Raw genomic sequence first — 12,578 nt, 5'->3', positions numbered from 1 at the left:
GCCGAGGACGGCGGGCCCCGGACCCTGTTGGATGGCGGGGTGAGAATCCCGCGCCCCCACCGTCACGACGTCGTGATCGCCGTCGCCGGGCTGCTGTGCGGCCTCGGCCTGTACGGCCTGGACCTGCACGTCAACGCGCGCCGCGACCTGCTGCCCGGGTGGGCGGTGCTGGTCCCCCTGGTGGTGACCGCGGGCCTGGAGCTGCTGCGGCGGACCGCGCCGCGGCCGGCCCTGGTCGCCGGCACGGTCGCCGTCGTCGCGAACGAGTTCACGGTGGGCAGCCTGGTCACCATCGTGATGTTCACCGACCTGATGTACGCGGCCGTGGTGTACGGCAAGCCGGCGATGGCCCGGCGCCTGCCGTTCGTCACGGGAGCGCTCACGATCGCGGCCACCGTGGCCGCCGTGCTCTGGTGGCGCGACGCCGAGGCGCTGATGGCGGGCGTGCTCGTCGGCATCGTCTGCTTCGGCCCGGCGGTCACCGGAGCCGCGGTGCGCAACCACCGGGAGGCCGCCGAGACGGCCCGGCTGCGGGCCGAGCAGACGGCGCTGCTGGCGGAGATGGACCGGGTGCAGGCCGTCACGGCGGAGCGCGCCCGGATGGCCAGGGAGCTGCACGACATGGTGGCCAACCACCTGTCGGCCATCGCGATCCACTCCACCGCCGCCCTGTCGATCGGCTCGGCGGACACCAGCCGCGAGGCGCTGACCGTGATCCGGGAGAACAGCGTGCAGGGGCTGGCCGAGATGCGGCGGCTGATCGGGCTGCTGCGGGCGGACACGGGGGAGGCGGCCCCGGTGGCGGCCCCGACGCTGGACGGCCTGGGGGCGCTGGTGGAGCAGGCGCGGGTGAACGGCGCGGCGAGCGGGCTGGAGGTCGTACTGGAGGACGTGCGGCCGGAGGAGGGGCCGCGGCTGCCCGCCCCGGTCGGGCTGGCCGCGTACCGGATCGTCCAGGAGTCCCTGACCAATGCGGTGAAGCACGCCGCCCCGGGCCGGGTGTGCGTGCGGCTGTCACTGGACGGAGGGGTGCTCACGGTCGAGATCGACAGTCCGTACGGTGAGCAGTGCTCCGGTCCGAGAGCACCGGGCTCGGGAGCGGGCCTGGTCGGCATGCGGGAGCGGGTCGCCCTGCTCGGCGGGGAGTTCTCCGCGGGCGCGGAGACGGACGGGACGGCGGGCCGGGAAGGCCTCCGATGGCGGGTGCGGGCACTGCTGCCCGCCGACGAGAAGGCGGTACGCGCATGACGATCCGGGTCCTGGTGGCGGAGGACCAGTCCGCCGTGCGGGCGGGGCTGGTGCTGATCCTGCGCAGCGCGGGCGACATCGAGGTGGCCGGCGAGGCCGCCGACGGGGAGGAGGCCGTCCGGCTGGCCCGCGACCTGCGGCCCGACCTGGTCCTCATGGACGTGCAGATGCCGAAGCTGGACGGGGTGTCGGCCACCCGCCAGGTCGTGTCCGAGGGCCTGGCCGACGTCCTCGTGCTGACCACCTTCGACCTCGACGAGTACGTGTTCGGGGCCCTGCGCGCCGGAGCCGCGGGCTTCCTGCTCAAGAACGCGGAAGCGGCCGAGCTGATCGAGGCGGTGCGGACCGTCGCGCGCGGCGAGGGGCTGATCTCACCGGCCGTCACCCGCCGCCTCATCGCCGAGTTCGCCTCGCCGGCCGCGCCCGTACGCAGTGTGACCGGCCCCGAGCCGGACGGCCTGGACACGCTCACCCGCCGGGAGCGCGAGGTGCTGGGCTGCCTGGGCGAGGGGTTGTCCAACGCGGAGATCGCCGTACGCCTGGACATGGCGGAGGCCACGGTGAAGACGCACGTCAGCCGACTGCTCGGGAAGCTCGGGCTGCGCAGCCGGGTGCAGGCCGCCGTGCTGGCCCAGGAGCGGGGCCTCTAGAGCACCGCTCGCACGAAGGTCTGGACCTCTTGACGCTTGGTCCAGACCTTTCTACGCTCGCCGCAACTGTGGTGAGCGTGTCATGACAAGGCGTGCTCACGGGCGGCGCAGGTCCCACCCCCATGTCGATGCCGTGCCCCGGCCCCGACGGACCTACGGAGGAGCACCCTTGAGCACAGCACCCCCACGCAAGCGCCTGATGTCGAGAATCGCGGCCACGGTCGCCGCGTTCGCCCTCCCCCTCGCCGGCCTCGTCGGCCTCGCCTCCCCCGCACAGGCCGCCACCTCGGCGACCGCGACGTACCAGAAGGTCTCGGACTGGGGCACCGGCTTCGAGGGCAAGTGGACGGTCAAGAACACCGGCACCACCACCATCACCAGCTGGACCGTGGAGTGGGACTACCCCACGGGCACCCGCGTCACCTCCGCCTGGGACGCCACCGTCACCAGCTCCGGCAACCACTGGACCGGCAAGAACGTCGGCTGGAACGGCACCCTCTCCCCCGGCGCCAGCATCAGCTTCGGCTTCAACGGCACCGGCAGCGGCGCCCCGAGCGGCTGCAAGGTCAACGGCGCCTCCTGCGACGGCAGCCAGCCCGGCGACACCCCGCCCTCGGCCCCCGGCACCCCCACCGCGAGCAACGTCCAGGAGACCTCGCTCACCCTCTCCTGGGCCGCCGCCACGGACGACAAGGGCGTCAAGAACTACGACGTCTACCGCAACGGCTCGAAGATCGCGACGGTCACCGGAACGAGCCACCCCGACACCGGGCTGACCAAGGGCACCACCTACACCTACAGCGTCACCGCGCGCGACACCGCCGACCAGACCGGCCCCTCCTCCGGCGAGCTGTCCGTCACCACCCCCGGCGGCACGAACCCGCCCGACCCCGGCGGCAAGGTCAAGCTGGGCTACTTCACCGACTGGGGCGTCTACCAGCGCAACTACCACGTGAAGAACCTGGTCACCTCCGGTACGGCGGCCAAGATCACCCACATCAACTTCGCCTTCGGCAACGTCCAGGGCGGCCGGTGCACCGTCGGTGACTCGTACGCCGACTACGAGAAGGCCTACACCGCCGACCAGAGCGTCGACGGCGTCGCCGACACCTGGGACCAGCCCCTGCGCGGCAGCTTCAACCAGCTCCGCAAGCTGAAGAAGCAGTACCCGAACATCAAGGTCCTGTGGTCCTTCGGCGGCTGGACCTGGTCCGGCGGCTTCGGCCAGGCCGCCGCCAGCCCCGCGGCCTTCGCGGACTCCTGCTACGCCCTGGTCGAGGACCCCCGCTGGGCGGACGTCTTCGACGGCATCGACCTGGACTGGGAGTACCCGAACGCCTGCGGCCTGTCCTGCGACACCTCCGGTCCCGCCGCGTTCAAGAACCTGATGCAGGCCGTACGGGCCAGGTTCGGCTCGAACAACCTGGTCACCGCCGCCATCACCGCCGACGCCTCCAACGGCGGCAAGATCGACAAGGCCGACTACGCGGGCGCCGCCCAGTACGTCGACTTCTACAACGTGATGACGTACGACTTCTTCGGCGCCTGGGCCGCCCAGGGCCCGACCGCGCCGCACTCCCCGCTCACCGCGTACGCCGGCATCCCCCAGGAGGGCTTCAACTCCGAGGCCGCCATCACCAAGCTCAAGGGCAAGGGCGTCCCCGGCTCCAAGCTCAACCTCGGAATCGGCTTCTACGGCCGCGGCTGGACCGGCGTCACGCAGGCCGCCCCCGGCGGCACGGCCACCGGCCCGGCCCCCGGCACGTACGAGCAGGGCATCGAGGACTACAAGGTCCTCAAGGGCAGCTGCCCGGTCACCGGCACGGTGGCCGGCACCGCCTACGCCAAGTGCGGCAGCAACTGGTGGAGCTACGACACCCCGTCCACCATCGCCGGGAAGATGACCTGGGCGAAGCAGCAGGGCCTCAAGGGCGCCTTCTTCTGGGAGTTCAGCGGCGACACCGCCAACGGCGAGCTCGCCAACGCAATCCACACCGGGCTCCAGTAACCCCACGCGCAGGGTCCCGGACAGACCGAAGCCGGGGAGAGGGGTCCGCCCCCCTCTCCCCGGCTTCTCCACGTCGTGGGAGCGGCCTCAGGCCACGTTCGCCCTCCCCCGGACTCCGTCCGGAGGCGGGCGGGGAATTCAGGCGACGTTCACCCGTTGTCCGGGCGGTGCGGCCTCCAGCCAGGCCAGGAAGCCCGTCAGCGCGTCCTCGCTCATCGCCAGCTCAAGGCGCGTCTTCTGGTGGAGACAGCCGAGCACGACGGCGTCGGACAGCAGCGCCAGCTCCTCCTCGCCCTCCGGGGCGCGGCGGGCCAGCACCTCGATGGAGGCCCGCTCCAGCAGCCGGCGCGGCCGGGGCGAGTACGAGAAGACGCGGAACCATTCCACGCGGTCACCGCTGTAGCGCGCGACGCCGTACACCCAGCCCTTGCCGGACGCGTCGCCCTCCTCGGGCACGTCCCAGCGCAGGCTGCAGTCGAAGGTGCCGCCGGAACGCTGGATGAGGCGGCGGCGCAGGCCGAAGACGAAGAGCCCGATCACCACCAGGGCGACTACCAGGCCGCTCACAAGCAGAGCGAGGAGCATGTTCACCAACCTCCTCGCTCATCCACGTGAAGCAACGAATACAGCACAACGCACCTGCATCGCCTCAGCCGCGACCCGCTCCGGAAAATTCCGGTCGGGCCGCGGCTGAGGGGTAAAGCTCTGTCGGTGCGGGACTCAGTGTCCCGCGACCGCGCGCAGCCGGACATCGGCACGCCGCTCGGCGGCCGCGTCGGCCTCCGTCTTGGCGCGCTCCAGTGCCCGCTCCGCACGCTGGACATCGATCTCGTCCGCGAGCTCGGCGATCTCGGCGAGCAGGGAGAGCTTGTTGTCCGCGAAGGAGATGAATCCGCCGTGCACCGCGGCGACGACGGTTCCACCCTCGCTGGTACGGATGGTCACCGGGCCCGACTCCAGCACACCGAGCAGCGGCTGGTGACCGGGCATGACGCCGATGTCGCCGGACGTGGTGCGCGCGACAACGAGAGTGGCCTCGCCGGACCAGACACTGCGGTCCGCGGCGACCAGCTCGACGTGCAGCTCAGCAGCCAAGGTGGCTCCTCGGGTCTCCACCCGGCGGGTCGGCCGGGTGTTGGGTCAAATTCTAATGGGCGTGGGGAGGGGGACGGGACGCGCCCGTCCCCCTCCGTCAGGCAGCAGCTGTGCTCAGTGAAGAGCCCGGCTTCAGGAGACGCCCAGCTCCTTGGCGTTGGCCTTCAGGTCCTCAAGGCCACCGCACATGAAGAACGCCTGCTCGGGGAAGTGGTCGTACTCACCGTCGCAGATCGCGTTGAACGCGGCGATCGACTCGTCGAGCGGGACGTCCGAACCGTCGACGCCGGTGAACTGCTTGGCGACGTGCGTGTTCTGCGACAGGAAGCGCTCGACGCGACGGGCACGGTGGACAACGAGCTTGTCCTCCTCGCCCAGCTCGTCGATACCGAGGATCGCGATGATGTCCTGGAGGTCCTTGTACTTCTGCAGGATTCCCTTGACGCGCATCGCGGCGTTGTAGTGGTCCTGCGCGATGTAGCGCGGGTCCAGGATCCGGGACGTGGAGTCCAGCGGGTCCACGGCCGGGTAGATGCCCTTCTCGGAGATCGGACGGGAGAGAACCGTCGTCGCGTCGAGGTGGGCGAAGGTGGTGGCCGGCGCAGGGTCGGTCAGGTCGTCCGCGGGGACGTAGATCGCCTGCATCGAGGTGATCGAGTGACCACGCGTCGAGGTGATGCGCTCCTGCAGCAGACCCATCTCGTCAGCCAGGTTCGGCTGGTAACCCACGGCGGACGGCATGCGGCCCAGAAGGGTCGACACCTCGGAACCGGCCTGGGTGTAACGGAAGATGTTGTCGATGAAGAAGAGCACGTCCTGCTTCTGAACATCGCGGAAGTACTCCGCCATGGTCAGACCGGCCAGGGCGACGCGCAGACGGGTGCCCGGGGGCTCGTCCATCTGGCCGAAGACCAGCGCGGTCTTGTCGATGACGCCGGAGTCCGTCATCTCCTCGATGAGGTCGTTGCCCTCACGGGTACGCTCACCGACGCCCGCGAACACCGACACACCGTCGTGGTTGTTGGCGACGCGGTAGATCATCTCCTGGATCAGAACGGTCTTGCCGACACCGGCACCACCGAACAGACCGATCTTTCCACCCTTGACGTACGGGGTGAGGAGGTCGATGACCTTGACGCCCGTCTCGAACATCTCGGTCTTGGACTCGAGCTCGTCGAAGTTCGGGGCCTTGCGGTGGATCGCCCAGCGCTCGGTCACCTCGGAGTTGGCCTCCGGGTAGTTGAGCACCTCACCCAGGGTGTTGAAGACCTTGCCCTTGGTGAAGTCGCCGACCGGGACGGTGATGCCCGCGCCCGTGTCGGTCACCGGGGCCTGGCGGACCAGACCGTCGGTGGGCTGCATGGAGATGGTGCGGACCATGCCGTCACCGAGGTGCTGCGCGACCTCGAGGGTCAGCGTCTTCAGCGCGCCGTCCTCGGCCGGGTCGGCGACCTGCACGGTCAGCGCGTTGTAGATGTCGGGCATCGCGTCGACGGGGAACTCCACGTCGACGACCGGGCCGATGACCCGGGCGACGCGGCCCGTGGCGGCGGCCGTCTCAACAGAGGTCGTCATTACTTGTCACTCCCCGCGGTCGCGTCGGCCAGGGCGCTGGCGCCACCGACGATCTCGCTGATTTCCTGGGTGATTTCGGCCTGGCGGGCCGCGTTGGCAAGCCGGGAGAGGCTCTTGATGAGCTCACCGGCATTGTCGGTCGCCGACTTCATCGCGCGGCGGCGGGCAGCGTGCTCGGAAGCAGCGGCCTGCAGCAGTGCGTTGTAGATGCGGCTCTCGACGTAGCGCGGCAGCAGGGCGTCGAGGACGTCCTCCGCCGACGGCTCGAAGTCGAACAGGGGAAGGATCTCGCCCTTCGTCCCCGCCTCCTCCACAGCCTTGTCGAGGCTGAGCGGCAGCATCCGGTCGTCCACCGGGTTCTGCGTCATCATCGACACGAACTCCGTGTAGACGATGTGCAGCTCGTCGACCCCGCCCTCGGACGTCTCCTTGGAGACGGCCTCGATCAGGGGCGCCGCGACCGCCTTGGCGTTCGCGTAGGCGGGGCTGTCGGTGAACCCGGTCCAGCTGTCCGCGACCTTGCGCTCGCGGAAGCCGTAGTAGGACACACCCTTGCGGCCGACGATGTAGGTGTCGACCTCCTTGCCCTCGCCACGCAGCCGCTCGGTGAGACGCTCCGCCGCCTTGATGGCGTTGGAGGAGTAGCCGCCGGCCAGACCGCGGTCGCTCGTGACGAGCAGGATCGCGGCGCGGGCCGGGGCGTCAGCCTCGGTGGTCAGCGGGTGCTTGGTGTTGGAGCCGGTCGCCACCGCGGTCACCGCGCGGGTGAGCTCGGTCGCGTACGGCGTGGAGGCGGCCACCTGGCGCTGCGCCTTGACGATGCGCGAGGCGGCGATCATCTCCATCGCCTTGGTGATCTTCTTGGTCGCGGTGACGGATCGGATGCGACGCTTGTAGACCCGGAGCTGAGCTCCCATGAGTCAGGTCCCTTCCGTCGTCACTTCGAGACGTTGACGGCCGCCGGAGCGTCCTCGCCCAGGAGCTTGCCGTCCGAGGTCTCGAACTGCTTCTTGAAGCCGGCGATGGCGTCGGCCACGGACTGCAGGGTGTCGTCGGACATCTTGCCGCCCTCGCGGATCGAGGTGAGGAGGTCCTTGCGCTCGCGGCGCAGGTGCTCCAGCAGCTCGGACTCGAAGCGACGGATGTCGGCGACCGGGACGTCGTCCATCTTGCCGGTGGTGCCGGCCCAGACGGAGACGACCTGCTCCTCGACGGGCATCGGCTGGTACTGGCCCTGCTTCAGCAGCTCGACCATGCGCTTGCCGCGCTCCAGCGAGGCCTTCGACGCGGCGTCCAGGTCGGAACCGAAGGCGGCGAACGCCTCCAGCTCGCGGTACTGGGCCAGGTCGACACGAAGACGGCCGGAGACCTGCTTCATGGCCTTGTGCTGGGCCGAACCACCGACGCGGGAGACCGAGATACCGACGTTCAGGGCCGGGCGCTGACCGGCGTTGAACAGGTCGGACTCCAGGAAGCACTGGCCGTCGGTGATGGAGATGACGTTGGTCGGGATGAACGCCGAGACGTCGTTGGCCTTGGTCTCGACGATCGGCAGACCGGTCATCGAGCCGGCACCCATGTCGTCGGAGAGCTTGGCGCAGCGCTCCAGCAGACGCGAGTGCAGGTAGAAGACGTCACCCGGGTAGGCCTCACGGCCCGGCGGGCGGCGCAGCAGCAGCGACACGGCGCGGTAGGCGTCGGCCTGCTTCGACAGGTCGTCGAAGATGATCAGGACGTGCTTGCCCTGGTACATCCAGTGCTGGCCGATGGCGGAGCCGGTGTAGGGCGCCAGGTACTTGAAGCCGGCCGGGTCGGACGCCGGGGCGGCGACGATCGTCGTGTACTCGAGCGCGCCGGCCTCCTCCAGGGCGCCGCGCACGGACGCGATGGTGGAGCCCTTCTGGCCGATGGCGACGTAGATGCAGCGGACCTGCTTGTTCACGTCGCCCGAGCGCCAGTTGTCGCGCTGGTTGATGATCGTGTCGACGGCCAGAGCGGTCTTGCCGGTCTGACGGTCACCAATGATCAGCTGACGCTGGCCGCGGCCGATCGGCACCATGGCGTCGACGGCCTTGTAGCCGGTCTGCATGGGCTCGTGCACCGACTTACGGACCATGACGCCCGGGGCCTGCAGCTCGAGGGCGCGGCGGCCGTCGGTCGCGATCTCGCCGAGACCGTCGATCGGGTTGCCGAGCGGGTCGACAACGCGGCCGAGGTAGCCCTCGCCGACGGCGACGGACAGGACCTCACCGGTGCGCTGCACCGGCTGGCCCTCCTCGATGCCGCTGAACTCGCCGAGGACGATCGCACCGATCTCGCGCTCCTCGAGGTTGAGGGCGAGACCGAGGGTGCCGTCCTCGAACTTCAGCAGCTCGTTCGCCATGGTGGAGGGCAGGCCCTCCACCTTCGCGATGCCGTCGCCGGCAACGCTGACCGTTCCGACCTCCTCGCGCGAGGCCGCGTCCGGCTTGTACGACTGGACAAAGTTCTCCAGCGCGTCCCGGATCTCCTCCGGCCGGATCGTGAGCTCCGCCATCTGGGTTCCCTGCTCTCCTTGTTGGGCCCGAAGTTTCTTAGGGGTCTGGGGGCGACCCCCAGGAATCTTCTGCAAGTTCTGCACGGCCCAACCGGGCCGCTGGAAATGCTTCTTGAGTTGGTGGCTTGGTCAGCCGGCCATGCGGCGGGACGCCTCTGCCAGGCGCTCCGCGATGCTGCCGTCGATGAGCTCGTCACCGACCCGCACCGAGATCCCGCCGAGGACCGCGGGGTCCACGTCGAGGTTCAGGTGCATCTGGCGGCCGTACAGCTTGGCCAGGACCGCACCGAGGCGCTGCTTCTGCACGTCGCTGAGCGGAACCGCGGTGGTCACGGTGGCGACCATGCGGTCACGGCGCTCCGCGGCGAGCTTGGAGAGGGACTCGAGTCCCGCTTCCAGGCTACGTCCACGCGGGGCCGTCACCAGACGCGTCACGAGACGCTCGGTGGCGGCGTTCGCCTTGCCGCCGAGCAGGCTGCGGAGCAGCTCGCCCTTGGCGGAGGCGGCGGCCGTGCGGTCGGTCAGCGCGGCGCGCAGCTCGGTGTTCGAGGCGACGATCCGGCCGAACCGGAACAGCTCGTCCTCGACGTTGTCGAGCGCGTCGCCCTGCTGGGCGGCGGTGAGGTCGGCGGTGTCCGCCAGCTCCTCCAGCGCGTCCACCAGGTCACGCGACTGCGACCAGCGGGAGCGCACCATGCCGGACACCAGGTCGACGGTCTCGCCGCCCACCTGGCCGCCCAGCAGGCGCCCGGCCAGCTCGGCCTTGGCCTCGCCGGCCTGCGCCGGGTCGGTGATGACCCGACGCAGCGACACCTCGCGGTCGAGCAGCGCGGTGACGGCGGCCAGCTCACCGGCGAGCTTCGCCGCGTCGACGGACGTGTTGTCCGTCAGCGCGTCGAGACGCTCACGTGCGGCGGCCAGCGCCTCGCGGCTCGCTCCGTTCATCGCGCGGCCTCGGCCTTCTCCTCGAGCTCGTCGAGGAAGCGGTCGATGGTCCGGCTCTGCCGGGCGTGGTCCTCGAGGGACTCACCGACGAGCTTGCCGGCCAGGTCGGTGGCCAGCTTGCCGACGTCCTGGCGCAGCGCCTGGGACGCAGCGCGGCGGTCGGCCTCGATCTGGGCGTGACCGGCAGCGATGATCTCCTCACGCTGCCGCTGGCCCTCTGCGCGCAGCTCTTCCTTGAGCGCAGTGCCCTGCTCGAGCGCTTCCTGGCGCAGGCGCGCGGCCTCGTGACGGGCCTCGGCGAGCTGGGCCTTGTACTGCTCCAGCACGCTCTGGGCCTCGGTCTGAGCGGCCTCAGCCTTCTCGATACCGCCCTCGATGGCCGCGCGACGCTCGTCCAGAACCTTGTTGATGTTCGGGAGGAGCTTCTTCGCGAGGAAACCGAAGACGATGACGAAGGCGATCAGGCCGATGACCAGCTCGGGCCACGGCGGGATGAGGGGGTTTTCCTTACCCTCGGATGCGAGAACCAGGAGGTTCACATCAGTGCCTTTCGTCGATTCGGACTAGTGAGCAGTTCGTCTTAGTAGACGAACGGCATGACCAGACCGATGAGGGCGAGCGCCTCACAGAAGGCGAAGCCGAGGATCTGGTTGGCGCGGATCAGACCGGCAGCCTCGGGCTGACGGGCCAGGGCCTGGGTGCCGTTGCCGAAGATGATGCCGACGCCGACGCCGGGGCCGATCGCCGCCAGGCCGTAGCCGATCGAGCTGAGGGAACCTTCGACGGCAGCAAGGGTCTGGGACATGCCAGTTCTTCCTTCTCTTTCACGGACCGGTGGGGGTTGGCCACCGGACGACTGGGGTTTGGGGGAGCGAGCGGGCCTGGCTCAGTGGTGCTCGGCGAGCGCGCCCTGGATGAAGCTGCAGGCCAGGAGGACGAAGACGTACGCCTGGACGGCCTGGATGAAGAGCTCGAAGGCGGTCATCACGACGACCATCACGAACGAGACGCCCGCGTAGGCGATGCCGATGCCGTTCAGCAGGTACCAGCTGGCGATCGTGAAGAGCAGCAGCAGGGTGTGGCCCGCGAACATGTTGGCGAAGAGTCGGACCGCGTGCGTGAACGGGCGGACGATCACGTTCGAGAAGAACTCGATGACCATGACCAGCGGCAGGATCGCGCCGAGCGACTTGTCGTAGCCGGTCAGGTTCTTGAAGCCGCCGACGAAGCCGTGGCGCTTGAAGGTGACCGACATCCAGATGACGTAGATGATCGCGGCCAGCACGGCCGGGTACGCGATGATCGAGGTCACCGGGAACTGGGCGACCGGGATGATCGACCAGAGGTTCAGCATCCAGACGAAGAAGAACGTCGCGACCATGAAGGGGACGTACTTCTCGCCCTCCTTCTTGCCCAGCGTCTCGTAGACGATTCCGCGGCGGACGAAGTCGTAGCCGGCCTCGGCGACCATCTGCAGCTTGCCGGGGACGACCTTCGGCTTGCGGAAGGCGGCCCAGAAGAAGCCCACGATGATGACGGAGCCCAGGAGCGCCAGCAGCATCGGCTTGTTGAAGTACGCGCCGTTACCGTCGGCGTTTCCCCACAGCGGCTCGAAGAGGAACGAGTGCAGGCCCGGGCCGGGGAAGCCACATCCGTCGAAGATGTGACAGTCGGTCTCGAAAGCGAGCACCTGCGTCAGGTCAGCACTCACCGCGGGCTCCTTCAGCGTGGCGCATAGGTACGGCAACCTCGTTGTGTCGGCGCGGCGCACAGCCGCGGTTCGGCACTGGACTGGTGTTACGGATGTGGGGGCGGCTGTCAGGCAGTGAGCCTCGCGAATGAGCAGGCGTCAGCTCAGATGCCCGCGCCCGCAGTGCCGCAGTTGGCACCGGACGATAGCAGGATCCCGAACGCGCACTTATCCCGGCCCTACCTTTCACGGCTTCGACCCCGAGTTTCCGGGCTTGTCAGCGTCGGAATCGGGTTCGACGTAAAGGATCTTGGCCTTCATGTGCGCACGGGTCTGCGCGCCGATCCACACCAGGGTCGTGACCACCAGCGTGATCGCGAAGGCCTTGGGATGGAACAGCGTGGTGTTCTTGAACACGGCGACGAAGATGAACAGCAGCAGAATCTGGGCCGCATAGAGCATGAGCCCCATGGCCTGGAAAAGGTGCGGCAGCGAACGTGCCGTGCGCTGGAGTACGACCAGCCCGAGACCCATGAACAGGATCACCACCAGGGTGGCGACGACGGCGCCGACCGCACCCTTGCCGCCGGCGACCACGCCGCTGACGACTGCGGCGATGGCGCCGGCGACAGCGGTGGGTACGGCGGCGTGCAGGAGAGATCGGGCGTCATTCGACCGCATGACGGGTTACTCCGCGTGGTGGTGGGGGTGGTGCACAGGGGGTCTCGTACAGGCACGAGCGTAAGCCCGGACCGAGGTCGAGCCTCGGGCCGATGGGCCGTCGCACTACGGTCCTTCGGCTCTGTCGCCGGGTTTAGTGAACGGTATCAC

13 protein-coding genes are annotated in these 12,578 nt (G+C 69.2%); 3 read left to right on the top strand and 10 right to left on the bottom strand.

All coding sequences use genetic code 11. The features are described from left to right. Positions 1–39 precede the first annotated feature (39 nt). From ACIF6F_RS20980 to ACIF6F_RS20970, 3 genes are all read left to right on the top strand, one after another. Positions 40–1,248: a sensor histidine kinase gene (locus ACIF6F_RS20980; protein ID WP_399948635.1), complete on the top strand. Its 1,209-nt coding sequence runs from the start codon at positions 40–42 to the stop codon at positions 1,246–1,248. After that, positions 1,245–1,898, top strand: coding sequence for a response regulator (locus ACIF6F_RS20975; RefSeq protein ID WP_399948633.1), 654 nt, complete (start codon positions 1,245–1,247; stop codon positions 1,896–1,898). Before ACIF6F_RS20980 ends, ACIF6F_RS20975 begins: the two co-directional genes overlap by 4 nt. Before the next feature lie 199 nt (positions 1,899–2,097). Beyond that, positions 2,098–3,906, top strand: coding sequence for a glycosyl hydrolase family 18 protein (locus ACIF6F_RS20970; RefSeq protein ID WP_399948982.1), 1,809 nt, complete (start codon positions 2,098–2,100; stop codon positions 3,904–3,906). 138 nt (positions 3,907–4,044) lie between these two features. On the opposite strand, the gene ACIF6F_RS20965 is transcribed toward ACIF6F_RS20970, so the two are convergent. The 10 genes from ACIF6F_RS20965 to ACIF6F_RS20920 form a co-directional block, all read right to left on the bottom strand. Beyond that, entirely contained in the window at positions 4,045–4,491 is a 447-nt protein-coding gene (locus ACIF6F_RS20965) for a DUF2550 domain-containing protein (RefSeq protein WP_399948631.1), read from the bottom strand. 135 nt (positions 4,492–4,626) lie between these two features. Further along, a complete protein-coding gene (locus ACIF6F_RS20960; protein WP_399948629.1) occupies positions 4,627–5,001 on the bottom strand; it encodes a F0F1 ATP synthase subunit epsilon in 375 nt (124 codons plus the stop codon). Positions 5,002–5,133: 132 nt separating this feature from the next. Continuing rightward, a complete protein-coding gene (gene atpD / locus ACIF6F_RS20955; RefSeq protein WP_399948627.1) occupies positions 5,134–6,576 on the bottom strand; it encodes a F0F1 ATP synthase subunit beta in 1,443 nt (480 codons plus the stop codon). Further along, entirely contained in the window at positions 6,576–7,493 is a 918-nt protein-coding gene (locus ACIF6F_RS20950; RefSeq protein WP_399948625.1) for a F0F1 ATP synthase subunit gamma, read from the bottom strand. The genes atpD and ACIF6F_RS20950 overlap by 1 nt, the downstream gene beginning before the upstream one ends. Before the next feature lie 20 nt (positions 7,494–7,513). Next, positions 7,514–9,112 (bottom strand): F0F1 ATP synthase subunit alpha, encoded by a 1,599-nt coding sequence (gene atpA, locus ACIF6F_RS20945; RefSeq protein ID WP_399948623.1) that lies wholly within the window; start codon positions 9,110–9,112, stop codon positions 7,514–7,516. A 129-nt stretch (positions 9,113–9,241) separates the two neighbouring features. Further along, complete coding sequence (locus ACIF6F_RS20940) at positions 9,242–10,057, bottom strand: F0F1 ATP synthase subunit delta (RefSeq protein ID WP_399948621.1); 816 nt, start codon at positions 10,055–10,057, stop codon at positions 9,242–9,244. Continuing rightward, positions 10,054–10,596 (bottom strand): F0F1 ATP synthase subunit B, encoded by a 543-nt coding sequence (locus tag ACIF6F_RS20935; protein ID WP_399948619.1) that lies wholly within the window; start codon positions 10,594–10,596, stop codon positions 10,054–10,056. The genes ACIF6F_RS20940 and ACIF6F_RS20935 overlap by 4 nt, the downstream gene beginning before the upstream one ends. Before the next feature lie 41 nt (positions 10,597–10,637). Next, the gene (gene atpE / locus ACIF6F_RS20930; RefSeq protein ID WP_399948617.1) at positions 10,638–10,862 is read right to left on the bottom strand and encodes an ATP synthase F0 subunit C; all 225 of its coding nucleotides are present in this window, start codon (positions 10,860–10,862) and stop codon (positions 10,638–10,640) included. A gap of 81 nt (positions 10,863–10,943) precedes the next feature. Beyond that, complete coding sequence (gene atpB / locus ACIF6F_RS20925; RefSeq protein ID WP_399948615.1) at positions 10,944–11,768, bottom strand: F0F1 ATP synthase subunit A; 825 nt, start codon at positions 11,766–11,768, stop codon at positions 10,944–10,946. 225 nt (positions 11,769–11,993) lie between these two features. Next, on the bottom strand, positions 11,994–12,428 hold the full coding sequence (locus tag ACIF6F_RS20920; RefSeq protein WP_399948613.1) for a hypothetical protein: 435 nt from the start codon (positions 12,426–12,428) through the stop codon (positions 11,994–11,996). Positions 12,429–12,578 lie beyond the last annotated feature (150 nt).

Source organism: Streptomyces sp. NPDC086023, from assembly GCF_044540325.1.
In the GTDB taxonomy this organism is placed as follows: Bacteria; Actinomycetota; Actinomycetes; order Streptomycetales; family Streptomycetaceae; genus Streptomyces.
Note: the sequence above shows the minus strand (reverse complement) of the source record. Positions and strands in the feature narration are given on the sequence as shown.

What these genes read in the sequence shown, in the direction of transcription:
- ACIF6F_RS20970 (WP_399948982.1), top strand. Translation starts at nt 2,098, where the DNA reads ATGTCGAGAATCGCGGCCACGGTCGCCGCGTTCGCCCTCCCCCTCGCC.
- ACIF6F_RS20920 (WP_399948613.1), bottom strand. Translation starts at nt 12,428, where the DNA reads ATGCGGTCGAATGACGCCCGATCTCTCCTGCACGCCGCCGTACCCACC.
- ACIF6F_RS20950 (WP_399948625.1), bottom strand. Translation starts at nt 7,493, where the DNA reads ATGGGAGCTCAGCTCCGGGTCTACAAGCGTCGCATCCGATCCGTCACC.
- atpA (WP_399948623.1), bottom strand. Translation starts at nt 9,112, where the DNA reads ATGGCGGAGCTCACGATCCGGCCGGAGGAGATCCGGGACGCGCTGGAG.
- ACIF6F_RS20940 (WP_399948621.1), bottom strand. Translation starts at nt 10,057, where the DNA reads ATGAACGGAGCGAGCCGCGAGGCGCTGGCCGCCGCACGTGAGCGTCTC.
- ACIF6F_RS20965 (WP_399948631.1), bottom strand. Translation starts at nt 4,491, where the DNA reads ATGCTCCTCGCTCTGCTTGTGAGCGGCCTGGTAGTCGCCCTGGTGGTG.
- atpD (WP_399948627.1), bottom strand. Translation starts at nt 6,576, where the DNA reads ATGACGACCTCTGTTGAGACGGCCGCCGCCACGGGCCGCGTCGCCCGG.
- atpE (WP_399948617.1), bottom strand. Translation starts at nt 10,862, where the DNA reads ATGTCCCAGACCCTTGCTGCCGTCGAAGGTTCCCTCAGCTCGATCGGC.
- ACIF6F_RS20975 (WP_399948633.1), top strand. Translation starts at nt 1,245, where the DNA reads ATGACGATCCGGGTCCTGGTGGCGGAGGACCAGTCCGCCGTGCGGGCG.